The sequence below is a fragment of the Variovorax sp. Varisp46 genome (assembly GCF_059491885.1).
Map to the genome: position 1 here is coordinate 3616596 of NZ_CP168515.1, position 26608 is coordinate 3643203.

Annotated in this window: 14 protein-coding genes; 6 read left to right on the forward strand and 8 right to left on the reverse strand. The window is 66.2% G+C overall.

The annotated features are described in order from the left end of the window. Window positions 1–110: 110 nt before the first annotated feature. The 3 genes from ACEN9N_RS16965 to ACEN9N_RS16975 all read left to right on the forward strand — a co-directional run bounded on the left by ACEN9N_RS16965 (window position 111) and on the right by ACEN9N_RS16975 (window position 10540). Window positions 111–7805, forward strand: a complete 7695-nt coding sequence (locus ACEN9N_RS16965; protein ID WP_495654079.1) for an ESPR-type extended signal peptide-containing protein — start codon at window positions 111–113, stop codon at window positions 7803–7805. Between the two features lie 32 nt (window positions 7806–7837). Further along, window positions 7838–8728 carry an OmpA family protein gene (locus ACEN9N_RS16970; protein WP_413315697.1) on the forward strand — a complete coding sequence of 297 codons (891 nt, stop codon included), beginning with the start codon at window positions 7838–7840 and terminating at the stop codon, window positions 8726–8728. Between the two features lie 93 nt (window positions 8729–8821). Then, a complete protein-coding gene (locus tag ACEN9N_RS16975; RefSeq protein WP_495654080.1) occupies window positions 8822–10540 on the forward strand; it encodes a tannase/feruloyl esterase family alpha/beta hydrolase in 1719 nt (572 codons plus the stop codon). A gap of 10 nt (window positions 10541–10550) precedes the next feature. Here ACEN9N_RS16975 and ACEN9N_RS16980 read toward each other — a convergent pair whose 3' ends face one another. From ACEN9N_RS16980 to ACEN9N_RS16990, 3 genes are all read right to left on the reverse strand, one after another. Next, window positions 10551–12431 (reverse strand): TRAP transporter large permease, encoded by a 1881-nt coding sequence (locus ACEN9N_RS16980; RefSeq protein WP_495654081.1) that lies wholly within the window; start codon window positions 12429–12431, stop codon window positions 10551–10553. Further along, window positions 12428–13444 (reverse strand): TRAP transporter substrate-binding protein, encoded by a 1017-nt coding sequence (locus ACEN9N_RS16985; protein WP_007836067.1) that lies wholly within the window; start codon window positions 13442–13444, stop codon window positions 12428–12430. The genes ACEN9N_RS16980 and ACEN9N_RS16985 overlap by 4 nt, the downstream gene beginning before the upstream one ends. A 275-nt stretch (window positions 13445–13719) precedes the next feature. After that, window positions 13720–14538, reverse strand: coding sequence for an SDR family NAD(P)-dependent oxidoreductase (locus tag ACEN9N_RS16990; RefSeq protein WP_495656395.1), 819 nt, complete (start codon window positions 14536–14538; stop codon window positions 13720–13722). A gap of 280 nt (window positions 14539–14818) precedes the next feature. On the opposite strand from ACEN9N_RS16990, the gene ACEN9N_RS16995 reads away from it, so the two are divergent. Together ACEN9N_RS16995 and ACEN9N_RS17000 are read left to right on the forward strand one after the other, a co-directional pair. After that, window positions 14819–15709 (forward strand): LysR family transcriptional regulator, encoded by an 891-nt coding sequence (locus tag ACEN9N_RS16995; RefSeq protein ID WP_495654082.1) that lies wholly within the window; start codon window positions 14819–14821, stop codon window positions 15707–15709. Continuing rightward, complete coding sequence (locus ACEN9N_RS17000; RefSeq protein WP_413315702.1) at window positions 15676–16680, forward strand: YihY family inner membrane protein; 1005 nt, start codon at window positions 15676–15678, stop codon at window positions 16678–16680. Before ACEN9N_RS16995 ends, ACEN9N_RS17000 begins: the two co-directional genes overlap by 34 nt. 126 nt (window positions 16681–16806) lie before the next feature. Here ACEN9N_RS17000 and ACEN9N_RS17005 read toward each other — a convergent pair whose 3' ends face one another. Genes ACEN9N_RS17005 through ACEN9N_RS17025 form a run of 5 tightly spaced genes read right to left on the reverse strand, consistent with a single transcriptional unit; the run spans window position 16807 to window position 23669 of the window. Beyond that, window positions 16807–17787, reverse strand: coding sequence for a UDP-glucuronic acid decarboxylase family protein (locus tag ACEN9N_RS17005; protein WP_495654083.1), 981 nt, complete (start codon window positions 17785–17787; stop codon window positions 16807–16809). Window positions 17788–17809: 22 nt separating this feature from the next. After that, the gene (locus ACEN9N_RS17010; protein ID WP_495654084.1) at window positions 17810–19195 is read right to left on the reverse strand and encodes a UDP-glucose dehydrogenase family protein; all 1386 of its coding nucleotides are present in this window, start codon (window positions 19193–19195) and stop codon (window positions 17810–17812) included. 29 nt (window positions 19196–19224) lie between these two features. Next, window positions 19225–20037 carry a glycosyltransferase family 2 protein gene (locus tag ACEN9N_RS17015; RefSeq protein WP_495654085.1) on the reverse strand — a complete coding sequence of 271 codons (813 nt, stop codon included), beginning with the start codon at window positions 20035–20037 and terminating at the stop codon, window positions 19225–19227. Window positions 20038–20091: 54 nt separating this feature from the next. Further along, window positions 20092–21000 (reverse strand): UbiA family prenyltransferase, encoded by a 909-nt coding sequence (locus tag ACEN9N_RS17020; protein ID WP_495654086.1) that lies wholly within the window; start codon window positions 20998–21000, stop codon window positions 20092–20094. Beyond that, a complete protein-coding gene (locus tag ACEN9N_RS17025) occupies window positions 20997–23669 on the reverse strand; it encodes a hypothetical protein (RefSeq protein WP_495654087.1) in 2673 nt (890 codons plus the stop codon). Before ACEN9N_RS17025 ends, ACEN9N_RS17020 begins: the two co-directional genes overlap by 4 nt. Window positions 23670–23862: 193 nt before the next feature. On the opposite strand from ACEN9N_RS17025, the gene ACEN9N_RS17030 reads away from it, so the two are divergent. Next, on the forward strand, window positions 23863–26532 hold the full coding sequence (locus ACEN9N_RS17030) for a glycosyltransferase family 4 protein (protein ID WP_495654088.1): 2670 nt from the start codon (window positions 23863–23865) through the stop codon (window positions 26530–26532). The last annotated feature ends 76 nt before the right edge of the window (window positions 26533–26608 follow it).

Consider the following 26608-nt stretch of genomic DNA (forward strand, 5'->3'; position numbering starts at 1 on the left):
TTGCAATTACCCACCCCCCAATTAACATTTGTTTGCAACAACTAACAAATAGTGCGCAGGGACAAGGTCCTAGGACCGATCACTGATTTTTTAATTGGATGGATGGGGTCATGAATAAAACTTATCGCTCACTCTGGAATGAGTCCCTTGGCGCCTGGGTCGCCGCGTCGGAAAACACACGGGCCTGCGGCAAGCGCGGCGGCGGCCGCGTGGCATTGGCCGCTGTGGCCAGCGTGCTCGGATTGTTGTCGCTCTCGGCGCAGGCGCAGGTGAACTGCAGTGCGCCGCCATACAACTTCTACAGCGGCAGTGCGACGTGCGCGGGTTATCTGTCTCAAGCGACTCTCGGCGGCGCCACTGCCATAGGCTATAACGCCCAAAGCACGGGGCTGAATGCCGCGACGCTCGGCTACCAAGCCCTTGCCACAGCCACCAACGCCATTTACATCGGTGCGCGCACCGGTGGGACCGGAGCGTCCGGGCAGTCGTCGATTGCTATTGGTACGGATGTCAACTCCAGCGGCGACGCAGCTGTCGCTGTCGGCGCGCAGTCGAAAGCAACTGGACTCAGAGGCATTGCCTTGGGTGCGCAAGCCAATGCCGCTGTCGACTATGCGACAGCACTCGGTGGCGGTGGCGTCAGTCCAGCAACAGCCGTCCGGGCCACCGGCGTCGGTTCGACGGCTCTAGGTGGCAATGCCACCAGTGGCGCCCTTGCATCGGGCGCCGATGCCATCGCCATCGGCGGCCAATCCGTCTCGTCGACACAATATTCATTGGCCATCGGCTTGAATGCAGCAGCCTCAGGCGCGGGCGGTGCAATCGCGATAGGTGCCAGCGCGGTTTCGAACAATGTCAATACGGTCGCGCTGGGCGTCAACGCCAATGCCACCGGAGCTGGCGCCAGCGCATTGGGCACCGCTTCCACGGCCACGGGAGGGAACTCCACCGCAGTCGGTGTCAACTCTGTGGCGGGTGCAAACTTCGCGTTCGCCGGAGGCTATTTGTCCCAGGCAACCGGGTTGCGCACCGTCGCGGTAGGCAATCAGGCGGAAGCAACCAGCGACGCAGCCACCTCCGTCGGGAACACTGCTCGGGCGCTAGGGAACAGTTCGCTTGCACTCGGAGCGCAAGCACTCGCCATCGGGGACAGCACGGTTGCGGTCGGCCAGGGTGCCGGCGCGGGCTCGACGATCGCCAACACGGGTTCGGTCGCAGTGGGCATTGCCGCCGGCACGCTGGTCAGCGGCGCGCTGAATACGGCTCTGGGCGGAGGCATTGCGAGCGTGATGCGGGGCGCCGGTTCGGGCGTCACGGGAGCGCGCAACGTCGCATTCGGCACGGGCGATGGCAAGGTCGCCTATGACGCCACGCTGGCCGCTTCGGCGGGCAGCCTGGTCAGCGGCAACGACAACGTCGCGATCGGCACCAACGCAGGCATCGGTGTCGCAGGCAATGCGACCACATCGATCGGCCTGAACGCGAATGCGAGCGCGAACAACGCGATCGCCCTCGGTTCGCAGGCAACGGCATCGGCAGCAAATACCCTCGCTCAAGGCACCGGCAGCAATGCAGGCAACCTGAACGCCATCGCGATCGGCTTCCAAGCGATCGCAACCAAGATCAACTCCATCAATCTTGGCGCGCGCACGGCTCCAGGAGCGGGCGCCCTGGGGGAAAGCGCCATCGCCATTGGCACGGACGTGACGGCCTCGCAAGATCGGGCGGTCGGGCTGGGAATCGGAAGCCGGGCAACCGGCCTGGATGCGCTGGCGGCCGGTACCCGCACCAATGCGGCTGCCGACTACGCCACGGCGCTCGGTTCGGGCGGGACCACGGCAGCGACGGCCGTGCGCGCCACCGGCGTCGGCGCGGTGGCGATGGGCGGCAACGCCACCGCGGGCGCCCTTGCATCGGGCGCCAATGCCATCGCGATTGGCGGTGAATCCGTCGCCGATGCCGCCGAGGCGGTTGCCATTGGCCGGGGCTCCAGGGCCACCGGCGGTCGCGCGGTTTCGATCGGCTCGGGCAACGTCGCCAACGGCAACGGCGCGGTCGCCATCGGCGACCCCAACACCGCCACCGGCAACGGCGCGATTGCCTCGGGCCTGGACAACACCGCCACCGGCGACGGTTCGGTGGCCATGGGCAATACCAACATGGTGGGCGGCGGCGGGCAGGCGGTCAGCACCCCCGGCACGGCGGCACAGGGCGCGGTCGGCATCGGCTACCGCAACACCGTGGTAGGCCAGGGCAGTGTCGCGATCGGCAGCACCAGCAGCGCGCTCGCCGCGGGCGCGGTGGCATTCGGCGACACGGCGGTGGCCAACAACGCGGACGACGTGGCGCTGGGCTCGGGCTCCACGACGAGCAAGGCCGTCGGCACGGCCAGCACCACCATCGGCGGCACGGTCTACAACTTCCAGGGCACCACGCCGACGAGCACGGTGAGCGTGGGCAGCGTGGGCAACGAACGCACCATCACCAACGTGGCCGCGGGCCGGATCTCCGCGACCTCGACCGACGCCATCAACGGCTCGCAGCTCTACGCCACCAACCAGGCGGTGCAGGCCATCGCGGCCAGCACGCCCACGCACTACTACAGCGTGAACGATGGCGGTGTGCAGCAGGCGAACTACACGAACAACGGCGCGACCGGCGCGAATTCGTTGGCGGCCGGCGTCGCCGCGTCGGCTACGGGCGATCAGTCCGTGGCGCAGGGCTTCCAGTCGAGCGCATCGGCCGGCGACGCCATTGCGATCGGCACCGGCACCAAGGCGTCGGCGGTCAGCAGCACCGCGATCGGCGTCAACGCCGTGGCATCGGGCGTCAGCGGCTCCACGGCGGTGGGTGCCTTCTCCAGCGCCAGTGCCACCAACAGCCTGGCGGTCGGCGAATTTGCCAGCGCATCCGACGTGGGCGCCTCGGCCGTCGGCCCCGGCGCGAACGCCGCGGCAGCACGTGCCACGGCGCTCGGCAATGCCTCTTCCGTCGCGGCTGCGGGCGGCGTCGCGGTGGGCGACACGGCCAGCGCCAAGGCGGCGGACAGCGTGGCGCTGGGCGCGAATTCGGTTGCCAACAACGCCGGTGACGTGGCGCTGGGTTCTGGCTCGACCACCGCCACGGCCGTCGGCACGGCCAGCGCCGTGATCAACGGCAAGACCTACAACTTCCAGGGCACCACGCCGGCTTCGACGGTGAGCGTGGGCGCGGTGGGCGCCGAGCGCACCATCACCAACGTCGCGGCCGGCCGGATCTCCGGTACCAGCACCGATGCGATCAACGGCAGCCAGCTGTTCGCCACCAACGCCGCGATCGACGACGTGGCAGCCACGACCAACAAGGGCTGGAACGTGACCACAGGCCAGACGGGCACCGGTACGGTCACAGGCACCAGCGTGCAGAACATCGCCCCGGGCGGCACCGCCACCTACACGGCGGGCAACAACATCGCCATCACGCAGAACGGTGCGGAGGTGCAGATCGCCACCAGCGCCACGCCCAGCTTCACCAGCGTGACCACCGGCGGCACCGTGCTGAACAACAACGGCCTCACGATCACGGGTGGCCCGAGCGTGACGAACACCGGCATCAACGCCGGCAACACGGTCATCACCAACGTGGCGCCCGGCGTGGCGCCCACCGATGCGGTGAACGTGACCCAGCTGAACACCACGGTGGCGGCCAACAAGACCAAGTACTACAGCGTGAACTCCACCGGCGGCGGCAACGAGGACAACCTCGGCGCCACGGGCACCGATGCCATTGCATCGGGCAAGAACGCGACGGCGGCGGGGAACTCGGCCGTGGCCATCGGCCTGGGCGCGACGGCTGCGAACGCCAACAGCGTGGCGCTGGGCTCCGGCTCCGCGACGGCCGCTGCGGTCGGCACGGCCAGCACCGTGATCAACGGCAAGACCTACAACTTCCAGGGCACCACGCCGGCTTCGACGGTGAGCGTGGGCGCGGTGGGCGCCGAGCGCACCGTCACCAACGTCGCAGCCGGCCGGATCTCCGGTACCAGCACCGATGCGATCAACGGCAGCCAGCTGTTCGCCACCAACGCCGCGATCGACGACGTGGCAGCCACGGCCAACAAGGGCTGGAACGTGACCACAGGCCAGACGGGCACCGGTACGGTCACAGGCACCAGCGTGCAGAACATCGCCCCGGGCGGCACCGCCACCTACACGGCGGGCAACAACATCGCCATCACGCAGAACGGTGCGGAGGTGCAGATCGCCACCAGCGCCACGCCCAGCTTCACCAGCGTGACCACCGGCGGCACCGTGCTGAACAACAACGGCCTCACGATCACGGGTGGCCCGAGCGTGACGAACACCGGCATCAACGCCGGCAACACGGTCATCACCAACGTGGCACCCGGCGTGGCGCCCACCGATGCGGTGAACGTGACCCAGCTGAACACCACGGTGGCGGCCAACAAGACCAAGTACTACAGCGTGAACGACAACGGGGTGGCGGGAGCCAACGTCAACAACGACGGCGCACAGGGCATCAACTCCATCGCCGCGGGCGTGGGTGCGAGCACCACCAAGGCGGCCACCGGCAGCGTGGCCATGGGCAACAACGCCGCGGCCAGCGTCGTCAACGGGCTGGCGCTGGGCTCCGGCGCGGCGGCGGGTACCAACGCGGGCGACGTGGCACTGGGCTCCGGCTCCGTCACGGCGGCCGTGGTCAACACCCCCGGCGTGACCATCAACGGCACGCCCCACACCTTCCAGGGCACCACTGCGACGAGCACCGTGAGCGTGGGCGCGGTGGGCGCCGAGCGCACGATCACCAACGTCGCAGCCGGCCGGATTTCCAACACCTCGACCGACGCGATCAACGGCTCGCAGCTGTTCGCCACCAATGCCGAGCTGGCCAACATCGGCTCCACGGCCAGCAAGGGCTGGAACATGACCACGGCCCGGACAGGCACGGGCACGGCGACGGGCACCAGCGTGCAGAACATCGCCCCGGGCGGCACCGCCACCTACACGGCGGGCGACAACATCGCCATCACGCAGAACGGTGCAGAGGTGCAGATCGCCACCAGCGCCACGCCCAACTTCACCAGCGTGACCACGGGCGGCACGACGCTGAACAACAACGGCCTCACGATCACGGGCGGACCGAGCGTGACGAACACCGGGATCAATGCCGGCAACACGGTCATCACCAACGTGGCGCCCGGCGTGGCGCCCACCGATGCGGTGAACGTGAGCCAGCTGACCACGCAGGTGAATGCGTCCAAGATCCACTACTACAGCGTGAACGACAACGGCACGCAGCAGGGGAACTATGCGAACGATGGGGCCACGGGCATCAATGCCCTGGCTGCCGGCGTGAACGCCCTGGCCGCGGGTGCAAGCGGCATTGCCATGGGCAACGGCGCGCGCGCCAGCGCCGCTGACACCATCGCCATCGGCAGCACTGCGACGGCCGATTCGGCGGAGGCGGTGGCCATCGGCAAGAACGCGAAGGCCACAGGCGGCAAGGCGATCTCGATCGGCTCGGGCAACACGGCCTACGGCGACGGGGCTGTTGCCATCGGCGATCCGAGCTATGTCAGCGGTACCGGTGCCTTTACCGGCGGTGCCAACAACATCGCCAACAGCGACGGCACGGCCTCGGCCACTGCGGCCAACCAGGCCAATGGTGCAGTCGCCATCGGCAATGGCAACAAGGCGATCGGCCAGGGCTCGGTGGCACTGGGCAACGGCTCCACGGCCGGTGCGGCCGGCAAGGCCGGCAGCGTGGCCATCGGCGATGCAGCGACGGCGACTGCCAATGCGGGCGATGTGGCGCTGGGCTCCGGCTCGATCACCACGGCGGCCGTCGGCACGGCCAGCGCGACCATCAACGGCAAGACCTACAACTTCCAGGGCACCACGCCGGCGAGCACGGTGAGCGTCGGCGCGCCGGGGGCGGAGCGCACGATCACCAACGTGGCCGCCGGCCGGATCTCCAACACCAGCACCGATGCGATCAACGGCTCGCAGCTGTTCGCCACCAACCAGTCGATCGAGGACCTCAGCACGACGGTCACGACCAACAAGACCAAGTACTACAGCGTCAACTCCACCGGCGGCACCAACGAAGACAACCTCGGCGCCACCGGCGCCAACGCCATCGCGTCGGGCAAGAACGCGGCGGCGGCCGGCGCTTCGGCGGTGGCCATCGGCCTGGGGGCCACGGCCGCGGACGCCAACAGCGTGGCGCTGGGCGCAGGTTCGGCCACGGCCGCTGCCGTGGGGACTGCGAGCACGACGATCAACGGCACGACCTACAACTTCCAGGGCACCACCCCGGTGGGCACGGTCAGCGTGGGCACGGTCGGAGCCGAACGCACCATCACCAACGTGGCCGCCGGCCGGATCTCCAACACCAGCACCGATGCGATCAACGGCTCGCAGCTGTTCGCCACCAACCAGTCGATCGAGAATCTCAGCACCACGGTCACGGCCAACAAGATCAGGTACTACAGCGTCAACTCCACCGGCGGCGGCAACGAAGACAACCTCGGTGCGACGGGTGCCGATGCCATCGCGTCGGGCAAGGATGCGAGCGCAACGGTTGCCGGTGCGGTGGCCATCGGATCGGGTGCCGTCTCCGACCGGGCGGTCGCGCCTTCCACCGGCAGCATTCCGGCCGGCAGTTCGCTGATCTCCTACAACACCACCGACCGCACCCTGCTGGGCGCACTGTCGGTCGGCAGTGCGACCACCTACCGCCAGATCACCAACGTGGCCGACGGCACACAAGCGCAGGACGCGGTCACGGTGCGGCAGCTGTCTGGCGCGTTGACGTCTTTCGCGGTGACGCCGACGCTGTACTTCCATGCCAACTCCGCCGCGGCGGACTCGCTGGCCATTGGCGCGGAGTCGGTGGCCGTGGGCCCGCAGACCGTGGTCAACGGCAACAACGGCGTGGGCATCGGCAACGGCGCGGTGGTGCAGCAAAGCGCGCCGGGCGGCATTGCGATCGGCCAGGGCGCGACCTCGCACATGGCCGACTCCATCGCGCTGGGCACGCAGTCGTCGGCCGCCGCCGTGCAAGGCGTGGCGCTGGGCGCGGGCACCAGCGTGACGCAGGCCGGCGGCGTGGCGCTGGGCGCGGGCTCGGTGGCCTCCACCGCCGCGGGCGTGGCCGGCTACATCCCGCCCACCGCCACTGCCGCGCAGCGCATTGCCATCGGCGCGACCACCAGCACGCTGGCGGCGGTATCGGTGGGCAATGCAGCCAGCGGCCAGTTCCGGCAGATCACCGGCGTGGCCGCGGGCACGGCCGACAGCGATGCGGTCAACGTTTCACAGCTGCGGGGTGTACAGGGCACGGTCGCTGCGATCGACCAGTCGGCGGTCAAGTACGACAGCAATGCGGACGGCACGATCAACCACAACAGCGTGACGATGGGCGGCAGCAACGCCACCGGCCCGGTCACGGTGCACAACGTGGCGCCGGGCGTGGCGGGCACCGACGCCGTCAACGTGAACCAGTTGAACGCGGTCAGCGGCGGCCTGAACAACCGCATCGATGCGACCAACAGCCGCATCGACAACGTCGAGAAGAACGCGTATGCCGGCGTTGCCGCGGCCATGGCCCTGCAGATGCCTGCGAGCTACGTTCCGGGCAAGACGGTCATGCGCATCGGCGCGGGCTCCTTCAAGGGCCAGGGCGCGGTGGGCATCAGTTTCCGGCGCACCTCCGAGAACAACGCCTGGAGCATCACCGGCGGCGTGGCCACCAGCCGTGCCGGGGTGGGCGCCACCGTTGGCGCGGAATGGGTCTTCAACTGATCGCCATACGGATGAACTGAACGAACTCCATCATGAACAAGCCTCTTCAAGCCAAGACTTTCTTCACAGTCCGTACCGCACCGCTCGCCGCGCTCTGCCTCGCGGCACTCGTGGCCGGCGGCTGCGCCAACCCGAGCTACACCATCACGCCGGAGATGCAGGCCAGGGCCGCTTCGGAGAACCCGGCACCGCCGAAGGACGAGGACTTCCCCGCGCTGGACTCGGCCAAATGGCAGCAAGGCGCCTTTCCGAGCCTCGAGGCCCTGCGCGCCATGCGTGCCGGCATGGGCAAGGACCAGGTGCGCGAGCTGCTGGGCTTTCCGCACTTTCGCGAAGGCCTGGGCGGCGTGCGCGAGTGGAACTACATCTTCCACTTTCGCACCAGCGCCGGTCCGGAATACGTCACCTGCCAGTACATGGTCCGCTTCAATGCAGACGTGCTGACCAACGGCATGTACTGGAAGGGACCGGGCTGCGCGGACCTGCTCAAGCCGATGGCCGCGACGAAGCCCGCCGCTACCGTCCAGCCGGTGGTTCTGCCTGCAAAGACGACGCTCGGCGCCGACGGCCTGTTCCGCTTCGACGGCCGCTCGCTGGCCGACCTGCTGCCCGAAGGCCGGCGCAAACTGGACGCACTGGCAAGCGACCTCGGGAGCAGCGCCAGACCGGTGGACTCGATCAGGGTGACCGGGCATACCGACCGGCTCGGCAGCAACAGCTACAACCAGGCGCTCTCGCTGGCGCGCGCCAGCACCGTGCGCGACTACCTGGTGCAGGCCGGCGTGCCGGCGCAGGCTGTGCAGGTGCAGGGCAAGGGCGAATCGGAGCCGAAGGTGCAGTGCGCACAGACGAGGCGCGCGGACCTGATCGACTGCCTCGCCCCGAACCGCCGCGTGGAGATCGAGGTGTCTGCGCAGCGGTGAACTCCGCGGCGGGCCATGCCGAACGCACGGTCCGCCGGCGGTTTCGACCGTAAGATGGCGCCGCGCCGCCGCAGAGCGGTGTCTGGAGACACGATGCCCCGTTTCACCCTCCGTGCCTTCGCTCGAGCCGCTCTCACCGTGGCCGGGCTCTCGCTGACGGCTTGCGGCACCGTGCCGCCGACCGCCGAGCAGCCAGCAACTTCCTGTGCGTCTCTGGCACGCCATGTCATCGAACCGGGAGCCATCGGCTTGCCCAGCGGAAGGGCCTCGGTCACCTCCGCCGTGCTGACGCCCGCCACGGCAGGAACGGTCAACGCCGGTGCATTTGTGCCGGCCCTTCCCCGGTTCTGCAAGGTCACGGGCACGATCGCATCGCGTGACCCTGCCGCGCAAGTCATCAACTTCCAGCTGAACCTTCCGACCGAATGGAACGGAAAGGCCCTGCAGTACGGTGGCGGCGGCTTCAACGGCGTGTTGATCACCGGCCTCGCGCCCTTGCGCGACGCCGCGCCGGGCGACCCGCTGCCCATCGCGCGGGGCTATGCGACCTTTGGCCAGGACTCGGGCCACCAGGCGAGCGCCTTCCCTCCCGGCGAGCCAGGCGCCTTCGCGCTGAACGACGAGATGCTCGAGAACTTCGCGTTCGCTTCGTACAAGAAGGTGAAGGACGCGGCCGTGGACCTCATGCGCGCCTACTACGCACGACCGCCGCAGCGCACGTACTACTTCGGCGGCTCGGAAGGCGGGCGCGAGGGAATGATGATGGCGCAGCGCTTCCCGGCCGACTACGACGGCATCGTCAGCGTGGTGCCCGTCATCAACTGGACCGGCCTGTTCCATGCATTCGTACGCAACCAGGTGCCACAGCACGACGACTGGCTCCAGGCCGGCAAGATCCCGCTGATCGCGAAAGCCACCTCCGATGCCTGCGACGCGCTCGACGGGCTGGCCGACGGCGTCGTCAACAACTACATGGCTTGCCAGGCCCGCGTCGACCTGCAGCCGCTGCGCTGCCCCGGTGGCGGCGATGCAGGCTTGCAATGCCTGTCGGACGCGCAGCTGCGACTGGTGCGCGGCATCCACTCGCCGTATGTTTTTCCCTTTCCCATCGCCAACGGGCTCACCACCTACCCGCAGTGGCTGTACGGCCATGAGGACAGCCTCGACGGTCCCTCCGCCCTGAACATGGTGCGCTGGGTCTCCGGCACGGCGGCGCCCGTTGCCCCTCCGGATGCGGCGCGCCATTCGACGCAGTGGATCTACGGCAGCAACTGGATCCGCTACGCCGTCGCCCGCGACAAGGACTACGACGTGCGCCGCTATCGTCCCCAGGAGTTCCGGGCGCAGGTCCAGAAGACCTCCGCGATGATCGACGCCACCGACCCGGACCTTTCGGCGTTCTTCGCTCGCGGCGGCAAGCTGATCGTGCGCGAGAACGCCGCCGACCGCGCACAGAGCCCCCTCATGGGAATCCAGTACCACGGCGCGCTTGTGGCGCGCATGGGAGCACCGGCCGTGGAAAGATCCGTGCGGCTGTATGTTTCACCGGGCTCGACACACAGTGGCAATTCCCGGGCGGTCGGAGGCGGCGCGCCGGTGCCGACGATGGTGGACCTCCTGGATCCGCTGGACCGATGGGTGAGCACGGGCGCTGCGCCCGCAGACGCGCTGGTGCAAACGGTCAACGCGCCGCTGCCGCCGTTTGTCGTCCAGGCGTCCCGACCGATGTGCCGCTACCCGGCATACCCGCACTACACAGGCGGCGACCGCATGCAGGCGTCCAGCTACCAGTGCCGCGCGGCGACACCTTGAGCAGGCTCCATCAAAGGAACCCGATGGAGAGCCACGGCACCGCGGCGACCAGGACGGTGCCGACCAGCAGCGCGAGCATGTAGCCGACGATGGGCCGGATGCCCTTGTCCGGGTGCACCCGCCCGATCGCGCATGCCGCGTAGTAGCCCACGCCCAGCGGCGGCGCGAACAGCCCCAGTCCCATCGACAGCACGACGACCATGGCGTAGTGCACCTCGTGGATGCCGAGCTGGCGGGCGATCGGGAACAGCAGCGGGCCGAACAGCACGATGGCCGGGATGCCCTCGAGCACCGAGCCGAGCACCACGAAGGTGACCAGCGAAACGGCCAGGAACATCGGCGCGCCGCCCGGCAGCCCGGTCATGGCCTGCGCCAGCGAACTGGAGAAGCCCGACTGCGTCAGCCCCCAGGCCATTCCCGTCGCGGTGCCGATGATCAGCAGGATCGCGCCCGACAGCGACGCCGTCGCCACCAGCATCGGTCCGACGCGCTTCCAGTCGAACTGGCGGTACACCAGCAGGCCCGACAGCACGGCATAGACGATGCCGATGGTCGAGACCTCGGTGGCCGTGGCCACGCCTTCGACGACAGCCGCGCGGATGATGAAAGGCAACGCCAGCGCCGGCACTGCAATCGCCGCCAGCTTGGCCACCTGCCGCCGCGAGGGGCGCTCGACATGGCTGAGATCCTCGCCCCGCGCCCGCAGCCAGACGACGACGCACAGCGTGAGACCCAGCACCACGGCCGGCAGGAGGCCGCCGGTGAACAGCGCCGCAATCGAGACGCCCGTGACCGATCCGATGGTGATCAGCACCAGGCTCGGCGGCACGGTCTCGGTCTGCGCGCCGGTGGCCGAGAGCAGCGCCACCAAGTCGCCCTCGCTGGCGCCGCGCTTCTTCATTTCCGGAAAGAGCGCGGGCGCCACCGCGGCCATGTCGGCGGCCTTCGACCCCGAGATGCCGGAGACGAGGTACATCGCCCCGACCAGCACGAACTGCAGGCCGCCGCGCACGTGGCCCAGCAGGCCCGCGAGGAAGGCGATCATGGCCTTGGCCATGCCGGTCATTTCGATGAGCAGCCCCAGGAACACGAACAGGGGCACGGCCAGCAGGATCAGGTGCGACATGCCCTCGTCCATGCGGCCGATGATCACCGGCAGCGCGGTGTCCGTTCCCAGCGCCAGGTAGCCGATGGTCCCCAGGCCGAACGCAAAGGCGATGGGAATGCCGCTGAACACGCTCGCCCCGACCACGCCTACGAAGAAGATCAGCAGGTTGTAGCGCCCCAGGTCTTCGAAGACGCCGCGGCCCAGCGCGAAGGCGCCGATCACGATGGCCACTGCGGCGAAGGCCTTGGTGCCCGTGCGCCAGTCGGCATCCTTGAACAGCCGCAGCACCGAGAACAGCATCATCAAGGCGATGCCGCAAGGCAGCGCCGCAGCGCGCCATGCGTTCGAGATCTCGAGGGCCGGCGTGGTGATGAAGCGCTCCTCCGAGGCGTATTCCCACGCTGGCCAGGCCGCCATCGCGAGGAAGGCCAGCGACGCGCACACGCTGATGGCCTCCAGCAACTGCTGGCGCGCGGGCGCCTGGCGCGAGACCAGCGCCGTCATGCGCATGTGCTCGCCGCGCCGCAGGGCGACCACGGCACCGAGCATCGCCAGCCAGATGAAGAGCATCGAGGCGAGTTCGTCGGACCAGACCAGCGGCCTATGGAACGCGAAGCGCGCCACGACGCCGGCCAGCAGCACGGCGATGTCCGCCAGCACGAGCGCACCAGCGGCCGCTTCGACGATGAACCCGAGAACGCGGTCGATGCGCGCCGCCCGCGAAGCGGGGCCCACCGCCGGAGACGCCTGCACGCTGTGGCCGGCGGGGCTCATCGCGCTCATGCCAGCTTGCCGACGGAGCGTTCCAGGAGGGCCCATGCCTCGTCGCCGTACTTGCTCTTCCATTCGCCATAGAAGCCGGCCTTGCGAAGCTGGTCGCGGAAGGCGGCGGCGTCCGGCTGGTTGAAGGCCAGGCCCTTGCCGGCCAGTTCCGTCTGCAGCCCGGCGTTGAGCTGCGCCACGTCGTCGCGCTCCTTCAGGCCGGCCGCGTCGATGTGCTTGGCAACGATGGCGCGCAGATCGGCCGGCAGCTTCTCCCAGGCGCGGCGGTTGGCCAGGAACCAGAAGCCGTCCCACATGTGGTTGGACAGCGAGCAGTACTTCTGCACCTCGAAGAGCTTGGCCGTCGAGATGATGGCCAGCGGGTTCTCCTGGCCGTCGACGATCTTCGTCTGCAGCGCGGAATAGACCTCGGCGAAGTTGATCGACGCCGGCGCGGCATCGAGGGCCTTGAACATCGAAGTCCACAGCGGCGACACCGGCACGCGGATCTTGAAGCCCTTCAGGTCGGCGGGCGTCGCGATGGGCCTGGACGATGAGGTGATCTGGCGAAAGCCGTTGTCCCAGATCTTTTCCATCGGCACGATGCCGGCCTTGGCGATCTGCGCGCGGATGTAGGCACCCAGTTCGCCATCCATCGCCTTCCACACGCTCGGGTAGTCCTTGAACGCAAAGCCGACGCCGCTGATCGATGCCGCCGGCACCAGCGTCGAGAGGATCAGGCCCGAGAGGGTGAAGAACTCGACGCCGCCCGAGCGCAGCTGGCTGAGCACATCCGTGTCGGAGCCGAGCTGGTTGTTCGGGAAGATCTGGATGAGGACGCGGCCGTTGGTCTCGGTGCGGATCGCATCGGCCATCTCCTTGGCGCGCAGGTTCATCGGATGCGTCACCGGCAGGTTGTTCGCGTACTTGTAGGTGAACTCGGCCTTGGTTTGCGCGAAGGCGCTGCCCGCGGGGGCGGCGACAACGGCGGCCGCGGCGGCGCTGCGAAGAATGGTGCGACGGGAAATGTTCATGGTTTGTCTCCTTGGTGGTTCGTCATTGTGATCGGTGGCTCAGCCGTGCATGGCCGGCTGCGATTCTCCACGCTCGACGAGGCGCGTTCGGATGTCGTTCTTGGTGAACCTGCCGTAACCCGGCTTCGGCAGCGAATCCCAGAAGAAGAAGCGGCGCAGCCAGCGGTACCTGGCGCAGCGCCTCGGCCGTAAGGCCCGGCCGGCTCGCGACGGCGATCTCGCCCCATCGAGCTTGCCGAAGCGCGTGTGGCCTCAGCCGATGTACGGCAGTTTCGTCATGCCTTGGCCCCTTGCAGTTCGGCCCCGGCTTCGGCCTTGCGGCGGCGAAGGGTCGGCAGGCCGACACCTGCCGCATCGAAGCCGCCGTCGACGGCCACGACCTGGCCGTTGATGAAGCTCGCTTCGGGGCTGCACAGGAAGCCGATGACATTCGCCATCTCCTCGGTGGTGCCGTAGCGATTCAGCGGAATCGCGTCGTAGTAGTCGGAGCGGATCGCCACGCTGTGCACGAGCTTGGCCATTTCGGTTTCTACCGGGCCGGGGGCAATGACGTTCACGCGCACGCCGGCATCGCCGAGCTCGACCGCATGCTGCTTCGTCATGTGGATGAGCGCGGCCTTGCTGGTGCCATAGGCCACGCGCAGCGTGCTGGCCCGCAGCCCGGAGATCGAGGCGACGTTGACGATGGCGCCGCCGCCGTTGCCGGCCATCACCGCGCCGAAGGCCTGCGTGCAGAGGAAGGCGCCATCGAGGTTGGTGGCCATCACCGTGCGCCATTCCTTGAAGGAGGTTTCCAGCACCGGCTTGAAGATGGCCACGCCGGCATTGTTGACCAGCGCGTCCACGCGGCCGAACTTTGCAACGACGGCCGCCACGGCGCGGTCGACCTGCGCCGGATCGGACACGTCGCAAGGGACGCCGAGCAGATCGCCGGGGCGCGCGATCTCCGATATCGTGCTGTCGAGCGTTGCGCTGTCGCAGTCGAGCAAGACGACCTTGCAGCCATGACCAAGAAACCATTCGCCGACGGCGCGGCCGATGCCGCGGGCGCCTCCGGTGACGACTGCGATGCGGGCTGGTGATGTGGTGCTCATGATGTGGTGCGTTGGGTTGAAGGGAAAAAGGAACTCGGGATCCGGAAGCCGGCGGCCATTCCTCGGGCGTGACAGGCAGGAGCCCAGGGCATTGGGGCCGCCGTCGATCAGCGTCATCGCATCGACGACGCGATCGAACATCGGTGTTGTGTCTCCTGCTGCCACTTGTGGGAGCGCCCCCCGTTCACGTGCTTAGCGCGCGGGATGCGATGCAGTCTAGGGATGCGCTTCGATCCAGAGAAATTTAAAATCTGGATCGGTCGATACAGAAGGCAAATCAATGGACATGCGCCACCTGCGCTGCTTCGTCGCTGTTTCCGAGGAGCTGCACTTCGGCCGCGCCGCCGAACGGCTGCACCTCACCCAGCCGCCCGTGAGCCTGGCGATCAAGGAGCTGGAAGAAGAACTGGGCGTCACCCTGCTCGAGCGAACCTCGCGCCGCATCGCGCTCACACGGGCCGGCGAGGACGCATTGCGCGACGCACGCGCCGTGCTGGCCGCGGCCGACACCCTGCGCAAGCGCACCCTGGAGGCCGCTCAGGGCTTGATGGGCTCGCTGTCGCTCGGCTTCATCAGCCTGCCGGCCTATTCATTCCTGCCGCCGATGCTGCGCGCCTTCACGGAGGACTACCAGCGCGTGAACGTGTCGCTGCTGGAAGGCACCACCGACCAGATCATTCACGACGTAGAGAGTGGCAGGCTCGATGTCGGCCTGGTGTTCCGGACGCCCGACCTGCCCGCGGCACTGAACTCGAGGCTGGTCCATACGGAACCGCTGCTCGTGGCGCTGCCCGCATCGCACCCCCTGGCCGGCGGCACGCGCATCGCGCTCGAAAAGTTGTCGAACGAACGCTTCCTCGGATTCGAGCGCCATCAGGGTCCGATGATGTTCGACGCCATCGTCGCCACCTGCATGCGGCATGGCTTCAGCCCCAAGCTGTTTCCGGCGCGGCAAATGCACACCATCGTGAGCCTCGTGTCCGGCGGCATCGGCGTGGCGCTGGTGCCCGGCAGCGTGCAGGCATTGCATCGCGAGGGGGTCGTCTATCGAAGCATGAAGGGCGAGAAGACCATCGTCGAGACCGTCGCCATCTGGCGCAAGTCCGACGATTCGCCGCAGGTGAAGGCGCTGCTGTCATGCTTGCCGAAGATCCGGCAGCGGGGCGGCTGAGTGAATGCCTCGATCTACGACGCATCGAAGATGGACCTTGCCGAAAGGCGTCAGCAGCAGGCCTCAAAATCGCATGCAGCGGCTTGCTCGTCCGCGAAGCCAGCCGCCCCCTCCTCTTTCAGCGATACATGTTCACTCTGACCCGCCTGACGATCCACCGCGCCAGGAAAGAACGCTTGCCCCAGGTCGCCGGAAGCCTGACATTCACGACCTTGCTGTCCATCGTGCCCTTGCTGGCGACGAGCTTCGCGCTGTTCACGCGATTCCCGATCTTCAAGCGATTCAAGGATGCGATTCATGAGTTCCTGCTGAGCAGGCTGCTGCCGCCAGACATCGCGCGCACGGTCCTCAAGTATCTGGACCAGTTCGCCGCGAATGCCAGCAGCCTGACCTGGGTCGGCTCGCTCTTCCTGCTGGGGACCGCAGTCGCGATGTTGCTGACCGTCGAGAACGCTTTGAACCAGATGTGGGAGGTGAGGAGGAATCGGCCTTTCTTCAGAAGAGTCGGCCTGTACTTGCTGATGTTGGCCGTGGGGCCACCCGTGATGGGTCTGAGTCTGTGGGCAACGTCGTACGTGCTGGGCGTTTCCCTGGGTCTGATCGGCGCCTTGCCACCATCGCTCGCCTTCGTGCTCGACCTCGGGCCGCTCGTGCTCGGCGTGACCGCGCTGACGAGCATGTTCTATTTCGTTCCGAACACGAAGGTGCGGCTACGCGACGCCGTCGCGGGCGCCCTGATCGCCAGCGTGGCCTTCGAGCTGGGCAAACGGGGCTTCGCCACCTATCTCGTCAAGGTGCCGACCTACAAGGCGCTGTACGGGGCGTTCGCGGCCTTTCCGATCTTCTTGCTGTGGGTGTACTTCTCGTGGCTGATCACGCTGGTCGCGGCCATGATCACGGCCAACCTGGCTCTTGCGCGACGGCGACAGCCGGGGAAGGCAGCTCGAGCCTGGCAGTTCGGCCGGGGCTGATGCAGGCGCCGCTCATTCGAAACCGGCCCTCCTTGCAGGCAGCGGCGAGAAGCCCACTCGCTTTTTGGCTCTTCCTGTGCCGCTCACATTGCGCGTCATGCCGAGTGGCTTGCACGACAAGCACCGCTATGGAGCCGCCGGCAAGAGCTCGCCAGCCGACAGTACACCATCGAGGTACTCGATGGTCTTGCGCAGGCCCTCCTCGAGCTGCATGCTCGGCTGCCATCCGAACAGCCGATTTGCGAGGCCCACATCGGGCCGGCGCTGCATCGGATCATCGGAAGGCAGCGGCGCGAACGTGAGCTTCGACGAAGATCCCGTGAGTTCGATGATCAGTTTCGCGAGATCGCGCACGGCAATTTCCGCCGGATTGCCGATATTCACTGGGCCCGGTCCGCCCGGACTGGCCTCCATGAATCTGTTGAGCCCTTCTATCAGGTCACCTACGAAGCAGAAGCTGCGCGTTTGCAGGCCCTCGCCGTAAACAGTGATCGGCTCGCCGCGCAGCGCCTGCACGATGAAGTTCGACACAACGCGCCCGTCCCTTGGATGCATGCGCGGACCGTAGGTATTGAAGATGCGCGCCACCCGAATGTCCACGCCGTGTTGACGGTGGTAGTCGAAAAACAGTGCCTCGGCGCAGCGTTTGCCCTCGTCGTAGCAGCTGCGCACGCCGATCGGATTGACATTGCCCCAGTAGCTCTCGGGCTGTGGATGCACATCGGGGTCGCCGTACACCTCGCTGGTCGATGCCTGCAGGATGCGCGCACGCACACGCTTCGCAAGGCCGAGCAGGTTGATCGCCCCGAGGACGTTGGTCTTGGTGGTCTGCACGGGGTCGCGCTGATAGTGCACTGGCGAGGCCGGGCATGCGAGGTTGTAGATCTGGTCGACCTCCACGTAGAGCGGGAATGTGACGTCGTGGCGCATCAGTTCGAAGTGCGGATTTCCGAGCAGATGCTCCACATTGCGCTGCGCGCCGGTGAAGAAGTTGTCCACGCACAGCACGTCGTGACCCTGGGCAAGGAGGCGCTCGCACAGATGGCTGCCCAGGAAGCCGGCGCCTCCGGTCACGAGAATTCGGCGCCGGGAGTTGTGGACACGCATGAGGGTTCCTCCGGTTTCTTCTTCAGCGGCCGATGGCCTGGTAGTCGAATCCCTGCGAGCGGATGTCAGGGTCATAGAGGTTGCGGCCGTCAAAAATCAGTGGCTGCCTGAGAACCGTCTTCAGTGCGCTGAAGTTCGGACTCTTGAACGCTTTCCAGTCAGTGAGGATCACGAGCGCATCAGCGTCTTCTGCGGCTTTCATCGCGTTGTCGACATAGCGCAGCCGGGCGAGCAGATCCTGCCTGCCGTCCAGGTCGCCCTCAAGCACCTTGCGGGCCTCGGCAATAGCCACCGGATCGTGCGCCACCACATCTGCCCCGCGCATCAGCAGCGCCTTGATGACAATGCGGCTCGGCGCTTCGCGCATGTCGTCGGTGCCAGGCTTGAAAGCCAAACCCCAGATGCTGAAGCGGCGCCCGCGCAGGTCTTCGCCGAAGCGCTGCACGATCTTCTCGACCAGTACCAGTTTCTGCGCATCGTTCACCGCACGCACGGCTTCCAGCACCTGCAGGCGCTGGCCGTGGCTGGCGGCCGTATGTACCAGCGCCTGTACGTCCTTCGGGAAGCAACTGCCGCCGTAGCCGAGACCTGCATAGAGAAAGCTGTAGCCTATGCGCGGATCCGAGCCCACGCCACGCCGTACCTGCTCGATGTCTACGCCCATCTTCTCCGCGAGGTTCGCCAGCTCATTCATGAAGCTGATGCGCGTGGCGAGCATCGCGTTGGCGGCATATTTGGTGAACTCGGCCGCCTCCACGTCCATGTGGATCATCCGGTCGCGCTGGCGGTTGAAGGGCGCGTACAGGCGGGTCATCATCTCGCGCGCCCGTTGTCCGGCTTCACCGGACTCGCTGCCGAGCACGATTCGGTCAGGCCGCATGAAGTCAGCGATGGCCGCGCCCTGTTTCAGGAACTCGGGGTTCGAGACAATCGCGACGGCAGCGCCCTGAAACCCGCTGTCGGGCGCATGACCTCCGCTCGCGCGCCGTTGCGCGAGCTCTTCTGCTATGACCGTGCGCAGCTTGCCGGCAGTGCCCACCGGCACGGTGGACTTCTCCACCACCACCTTGAAACCCTCCATGTGGCGCCCGACGCTGCGGCCCGCGGCAAGCACGTATTGGAGGTCTGCGCTGCCGTCCTCGCTGGGCGGCGTACCTGCCGCAATGAAGATCAGATCGCCATGGTGCACGGCGCGCGCGACGTCGGTCGTGAAGTCCAGCCGGCCGGTGAGAACATTGCGCTCGATCAGCTGCGGCAGCCCCTCTTCGTGGATCGGCACGCTGCCTGAGCGGAGCAGTTCTACCTTGCGTTCGTCGACGTCGACGCAAACGACTTCGTGGCCGATCTCGGCAAGGCAACTGCCTGTGACGAGGCCTACATAGCCGGTACCGAGGACGGAGACTTTCATGGGATAGGAGCGGCGAAGTGATCGAAGCTCTAGTCTTCGACGATGCCCTTCGAGGCAGAAGACTGGGTCGCTGCATTGGCGCCGACCGGATAACTGCAGACACGAAACCACAAGAGATACCAGAGCGCCTTGAGTCCGTCGCGCCAGTTGATCTTCTTCCCCTGTTCGGCAGTGCGGCCCCGATAGCTGATGGGAATTTCACGGATCTTCCATCGGCCGGACCGGACAATTTGCGCGCTTATTTGAATCTCACATCCAAAATCGGCACAGGTGATGTTCAGGGTGTCATTCACCTCTTTGGTGAACATCTTGTAGCAGACCTCGATGTCGGAGAACCTTTTCCAAAAGAGAGCGGCAAACAGCGTCGAGATCAACCAGTTTGCTGCGACTTGGGAAAAGGAAATGAACCTCGCGCGCCCCAGACGCCTGCCTTTGAAGCGCGACCCATAGACCACATGGGCGGTCTTTTGATTGACGATCAGGTCATACATGGGCGCCCAGTCTGCGGGGTCGTATTCGAGGTCCGCATCCTGGATGACGATGACATTTCCGGTCGCGGCAGCCAAGCCGGTTCTCAGGCCGGCGCCCTTGCCGAGGGTACGCTCGTGATAGAGCGCACGAACCGTGATCCGGGCAGTTGTCGGCTCGCCAGCTCCGAGGTGCGAGGCCGAACACTGCCCATCCGGAAAATTGGTCTTGATCCATTCCCGCGTTCCATCGACCGATCCGTCATCCACAAGAAGGATCTCCTTGTCCACCTCGGGAAGAGCCCTTGAGACGGCGATGAGAACACCAGGCAGCGTATGGACCTCGTTGAGGACGGGAATCACGATGGACAGCATGAGGGTTCGGTACCTGATTGATTTCTGATGGTTTGCGGGAGCCTGCCGATGCCGCTACCACGGGGGAACGGCAGCCAGCATCGCCAAGCCCAGGACCACATGGATGTTCCTGTAGACGGTCTGGAGCCGGCGGACGCCCGCGTAGGTGAGGCCGTCTCGCAGGGCCCGCCAGGACGCGTGCAGATGAATGGCGTACAGCACGATGGCCAGCGACAGTTCGCGAGGGACAAGCCCGAGCAGCGCGAGCACGGTCAGCAACATGTAGGCTGAGCTGAACAAGAACAGGCCGGCAAGAAATGTCCTCTTCTGGCCGAACGCGACGGCGTTCGTTCGGATGCCATTGCGCAGGTCGCCATCGTAGTCGCGCGTCTCGTGGGTCAGATGTCCGGCAGCGAACACGAGCCCGAAGTAGCAGCCGACGGCCACGCTGTGCGGCGAGATCGACGACAGGGCTGCATAACCGAGCAGAAAGTGGAGCGCACCGCCGAAAAAATGAAGCAGCGAGTTCAGCAACGGCACCCCTTTGCCGTGAATGCCCGGAAAGGAATAGATGGCGCTGAACGCCGCGATGATCAACGCAATGGCGAACGACACCCGACTGACCAAGCCAAAGACCAGCAGGCTGAGCGCCAGCAGGGTCAATGCCAGACCACCCATCCTGGCGGAGTTCTCGCCTTTGGCCAGGTAGGTCCTGGTGGCGCGGTGCGGATCCTCGAGGTCGCCATGCACACCTGACCAGTCGTTGAGCACGAAGACATGCGCGACAAGCAGAAGGTTACCGGCGACCAGGGCTGCAATCGTGAAGAAGGTGCTGGCACTGAAGTCGGCCATCGCGAAGCACGCACCAATCATCGGTGCCCCCTGCAGCACGCAGACCTCGTCGATGCGGATGCAGGACAGGAGGCGCCACAGCGATGCGGCGCGTGCTTGCGCGGGGACGGTCTTGGCCTCGGGCTGTGTCATTGGCCGGCGCCTTCCGGGGTACGGGCAGGTTCGGCCTGCAGTCCCATTCCCTTGGTTCCGTAGTAGAGCCTCAACCAAAGCGCGTAACCCACATCCGGCGACCAGTAGTAGCGCCGCACGGTGCCGCTCATGTCGTTGTGATAGAGCAGGGGCGGATTGCCGGCCAGTGCCGAGAAGCCATTGGAGGCGAGTTCCCGCAAGAGCCGGATGGCCTCGGCGTTCACCGCCGTACTTCGCGGTGCGCTCTCCAACTGCGCCAAAAGCGAGGCCGCCCGAGCCCACACCTCCTGGCTGGGAACAGCAGGCTGCAGGCGTGATGCCGGCAAGAGGAGCGGGCAGCCGGCGCGATGCAGATCCGCAAGCCTCAGGATCATCATCGGCGGCGCTCCTGCGTAGTAGACCCAGAGGCCACTGTCGGCCGAGCGTCGCATCAGCGCTTCGCACAGCGAGCGCGCTGCAGTTGGATCCTGCCTGGCGAGCAGCATGTAGATATGCATCTGGATGCCGATGTCCGCTGGATTCGGGTCCGCGCCTGGGTCCAGGCATTGGTAGTCGGCGCGTTGGGCGAGCCAGGTGCGATACAGCCCGTCGCCCGTTCGGAACTGCCGGATGGTTCGCAGCGCGATCGCCAGCTTCGCCTGGCTTTCGCCCGGCGCCACGCGCCACACCAGGGCCGTGTCATCCGAGTCAGGCGTGATGGCGCATCCAAGCACGCCGATGGTCGGTGCATCGGACCTTCCGTGATAACGCACGAGGCCATTGGGCTCGATCTGGCTGGCAAGGTAGCTGCGCGCCTTGGCGAGCATGTCCTGCATTTGCGCTGGGGCCGCGATCGGACCTGCGATGTCGAGCATGATCGCGTTGAGATAGGTATTGAGCTCGGGCTGCGGCTTCTCGAAGCGGGTATCGCTGGTGAACGACGTGAGCCAATAGCCTGGCGCCTGTTGCCCTTGGGCGATGCGCTCAACCGCAAGGCGGGATGCGTACTCGAGGAAACGGTCCACCGGATCGGCGGCGCTTTCTGCCGCCAGATCGAAGGAGCGTTCACGCAGGAGCCGCGCCTCGCCACCAGGATGCGCGCGAACGAGAACCGCCAGCACGTGCCTGCCGGGCCGCAACTGGCCGAGGGGTGCGCTCAGCCGCCATCCGGCAGGGTGCTTCTCGCCCAGCGTCCGGACCACATCGGGACGCTCGAAGAAGCGACTTGTTCCCGCCACCTCCCGTCCGTCGATCAGCACCGCAATGTCCTGGGGCGAATTCGAGTCCACGAGCGCCCATCCGGCGACGTCGAGTTGCCGTTCGATCCGATCGCCCATTGCAGCGTCGTGGACGACCACCTCGATCGTATCGATCAGATCTACGTTGCCGCGCAGATCCCTGAAGAGATCGGCGTGCGCGGGCGGGTGGTTCAACTCGGCGATGAACGCCGCGTTGCGGAAGTCCCACATGGGCCGCATCCTGTCTTCGGCCTTTGCCGTCAATACCGCCGTGTCGATGGCCCCGGTGTACCAGAAGGCGCCGACGGCCTGGATACCGATTGCCAAGACGCATGCTGCGCCGAACAGCACGCGGCCGCCCCGCGACAAGGCGGCCACGATGGGGGGGAGCATCCATACGAGCAGCGGCACCATGTCCGTAAGCCATCGTGGTCCCCACGCAATGCCCTGCCGCCAATCGACCATCGCATAGCCGCCGATTTGCACGACCATGGCTGCGCACAGCGCCAACGTGAGGCCGCGCGCGCTTCGCTCCCGAAGCGCGTAGAGGAGCAGGCACGGCACGAACAGCAGAAACGGCGAGAAGATGAACAACCCCCGCGTCGGGCTGACCAGCAGGCCGGCGACTCCCTCGGTGAAGCTGTCATTGAAATCGCTGGGATGAACACTCAGCGCATACGCGCCGGCCACATGGCCGACCAACTCCAGGTTGTAGACCAGCGTGAAGATGACCGGGACAGCGCCGGAAAGGACGAGCCAGGCCCACCGCTTCCCCGCCCACCAAAGTCCGTAAAGGCCAAGCGCCGCGGCGAGTATGGCGTCGGGTGGCCGGTTCGCGGCAATCAACGCACAGAGGAATCCGGCTACTGCCACACGAATCGGCGTACTCGGCCCTGTGATCAGCCACATCGTCGCGATGATGAGAAGCTGTGCGACGCCATGCATCCACAACGCTTGGCTGCTGATCACCCATGCGGTGGTGCCGAAGGCAAAAACGAGACTGAGAAGGATGGCGGTGCGGGGGCTGCTGCGCCTGCGCAGCAGCAGATAGAGCAAGGCCACCGATGTCGCCGCGATCAAGGAGGCACAGAGCTTTTCCATGATTCGGGCCATCTTTTCGAAAATGTGCGTATCCCAGGCGATGGAATCGAGATAGCGCACAGCCGGCAAGTAGAGCGGCGCGACGATCAGCGGGACCACGAGCGGATACTTGGAAACGAGGTGCTGGTCACGCCCCCTCATGATCCAAAACGCCGTGCCGTCCTCGCCCCCGGCTACCGGCGGGGTTCGCCCCAGCGCGACGGGGCTGACGATCGGATCCAGCAATACGCTGTGATTTCGCAGGATAGAGAACGGCAGATACCGCGCCGCATACGTGTCAGCGGCCGAAATCAGGCGACCGTTGGCATTGAAGACCACGAACGAGACGATCGCCAGCAGCAGCGCGATCACCCCGTCAGAAAGGGAAGACCTTGACCGCCGTGGTTGTGCTGCATCGCTCCCTGGCCATTTGGACGCGATTCCGCTCATCGATCTTCTTTCTTGCTGTAGCCTCGCGCCCGTATCGGCGACCTTGTAGCTTCTGTAAGAATTATGCCTGACAGTAAATTATGTAAAAATTTGCCGCTTGCGGCGCGGAGTCGTCATGCAGTCCCGCAATTCCGGCAACAGATATCCGTTGCCCACCACCGATCTTGCAATCTTCACGATCTGCGCAAGCAACTATCTCGCCCATGCTTGCGTACTCGGAGCCTCGGTGCGCCAACATCAGCCGGGGGCCACGCTCGTCGTTTTTCTGCTCGATGAGCCGCCTGCAGACATCGAGTTGCCCGAATGCGTAACCATTGTTCCGGCCGAAGCGGCCTTCCAGCGCAGGGAATGGAACCATCGCCGATGCCACTACAGCATCCTCGAGTTCGCAACGAGCGTGAAGCCGGCCTGCTTCCGCTACCTGTTCGACCAAGGGGCCGGGCGCGCCGTCTACCTCGATCCGGACATCCGGCTGTTTCAGAGAGTCGATCAGTTCTGGAACGCAGATGCGAACGATGCTGAACTCGTGCTCACGCCGCATATTCTGTCGCCGCTCCCGGACGACGGATGCATGCCGGACGATCTCGTCATTCTGCGTGCCGGCCTCTACAACCTCGGCTTTGCGGCATTGCGGGACACCGATCGCGCACGCTTCCTGCTGGAATGGTGGGACCACAAGCTGCGAACACTCTGCCTCGAGGACGTGCAGACTGGCGTCTTCACGGACCAGAAGTGGATGGACTACGCACCGCTGCTGGTGCCCGGCGCGACGGTGCTGCGGCACATGGGCTTCAATGCCGCCTATTGGAATCTTCATGAACGCACCCCTCGCCGCCTGGACGACCACTGGCGAGTGGAAGGCCGAGCGGGAGATGTCCATGACCTCATCTTCTTTCACTTCAGCGGCTTCAACCCCGACCTGAAGCAACTCTCACGCTACGAGAGCCGCTTCGGGTGGGATCTGCCCGGAGATGCGCGCAGCCTGTTCGGCGATTACGCCAAGGCCCTGATCGACGCCGGCATCTCAAGATTCAGGGCGCTGGGCATTCCGCAGGTCACCTTTGCCGACGGCACCGGCTGGGATCGGGCATGCCGCGCGCTGTACCGCCAGTCGCTCGCGGAAGGACTGGATCTGGGCGACCCGTTGGAGAATCCGGACTTCCTGGAATGGGCGGGATGCCAGGCGCCGGGCGATCACGTGACACGGTATCTCCGGGTCGTGCTGCGCATGCGCGGCGATCTGGTGAGCACCTTCGACGATGGCCATGACATTCGCGGCCTGATGGCCTGGATGCGGACCTCGGGCGTGCGCGAGGCCGGGTTCGACCGGAATCTGGTCGAACGCCTCGGCGCTCCCGGCAAGGCGCACCGCATGAGCGCGAACTATGTGGGCTATCTACGCTCGCATCTGGGCGTCGGGGAGGCCGCTCGCAACAGTGTTGCGGCGCTCGATGCGGCGGGCGTTGCGGTTCATTGCCACGACATCTCGACCGATGCGCCGGCGCCGACGGGCGACTACACACCCCCGGGCCAGCGTTGGTCGTCGGGCACGCCTGCAGCCACCATCCTGGGTTGCAATGCGGACATGCTGCCCGACGTGCTGTCGAAACTGCCGGAGCACCTCCTCACCACCTATCGCGTCGGTTGCTGGTATTGGGAAACGCCCGATTTCCCCGATGAATGGGCAGATCGGTTCGATCTGGTGGATGAGATCTGGGCCGGTACGCAATTCATAGCCGACGCGATCAAGCGGAAGGCGAAGATTCCCGTCGTCGTCATGCCGCCGATGGTCATGCCCCCGCCCGTTGCGAGGGACCGCGCATGGCTGGCAACCCTGCTGCCGGAGGCTTCGCGCGACGAGTTCATGTTCCTGTTCCAGTTCGACGTGGCCTCGATCCCGTTCCGCAAGAACCCGGAGGGTGTTGTTGCGGCCTTCGTCGAGGCATTCCGGCCAGCCGACCCGGTGCGATTGATCATCAAGGCGCTCAATGGCGAGGCGCATCCCGAACTGATGCTGTCGTTGCGCGCGGTGGCCAACGGACATCGGGTCTCGTTCCTGACCACGGCGCTCGAGAGCGTCGATCGCTTCCGGCTCCTGGCCTCGGCCGACAGTTTCGTCTCGCTTCATCGGGCCGAAGGCTTCGGCCTGTCGATTGCAGAAGCGATGGCGTACGGCCTGCCTGTGGTGGCCACCGGCTGGAGTGGCAACGTCGATTTCACGCATGCCAACAACGCCGCCCTGGTGCCCTTCGATCTCGTTCGCAGTGAAGTCTCGCACGGACCCTATGCGGCCGGCACACTCTGGGCAGAACCTCAGCTCGCCGCCGCCGCCCGCCTAATGCGGCGGGTGTGGCTGGACCCTGTGTGGCGCGCGCAGATCGCGCAGGCCGGCCAAGAGACCGTGGCCGCGAAATTTTCGGCCACGGCCGTGGGTCCTGCGATGCGTGGACGCCTCGATCAGATCGCAGGTCTGGCCAGGGGCCAAGCCAGCCCGCGCGAACAATCGGCGGCCGAACGCACGGATCGGGCATCCGCCTCGCGCGCCAGGCCGCTCTTCGTCAGAGTGATACATGATGTGCTGAGTTACCCTGGCTACTACCTGGTGCGGCTGCCGCGTGTACCCCGGATACTGTGGCGCTATGGCGTTTCCGGCACGTTGAAGAGGGCCGAGTTGGTCGCCGGTGCGGCTGTGGACGTCAAGGGCCAATACCTCGTCACCCAGGTCCTGACACGACTTCGCAGGCGGCTCCTGCGCTGGCGATACGACGGTTGGCGTCGGCGGTAGATGGCGCCTCGCGGGGCACACGCCTTCGCGCCTCTCGCATGCTCAGCCATCATGACATTCGCCGCGTGGTATATCC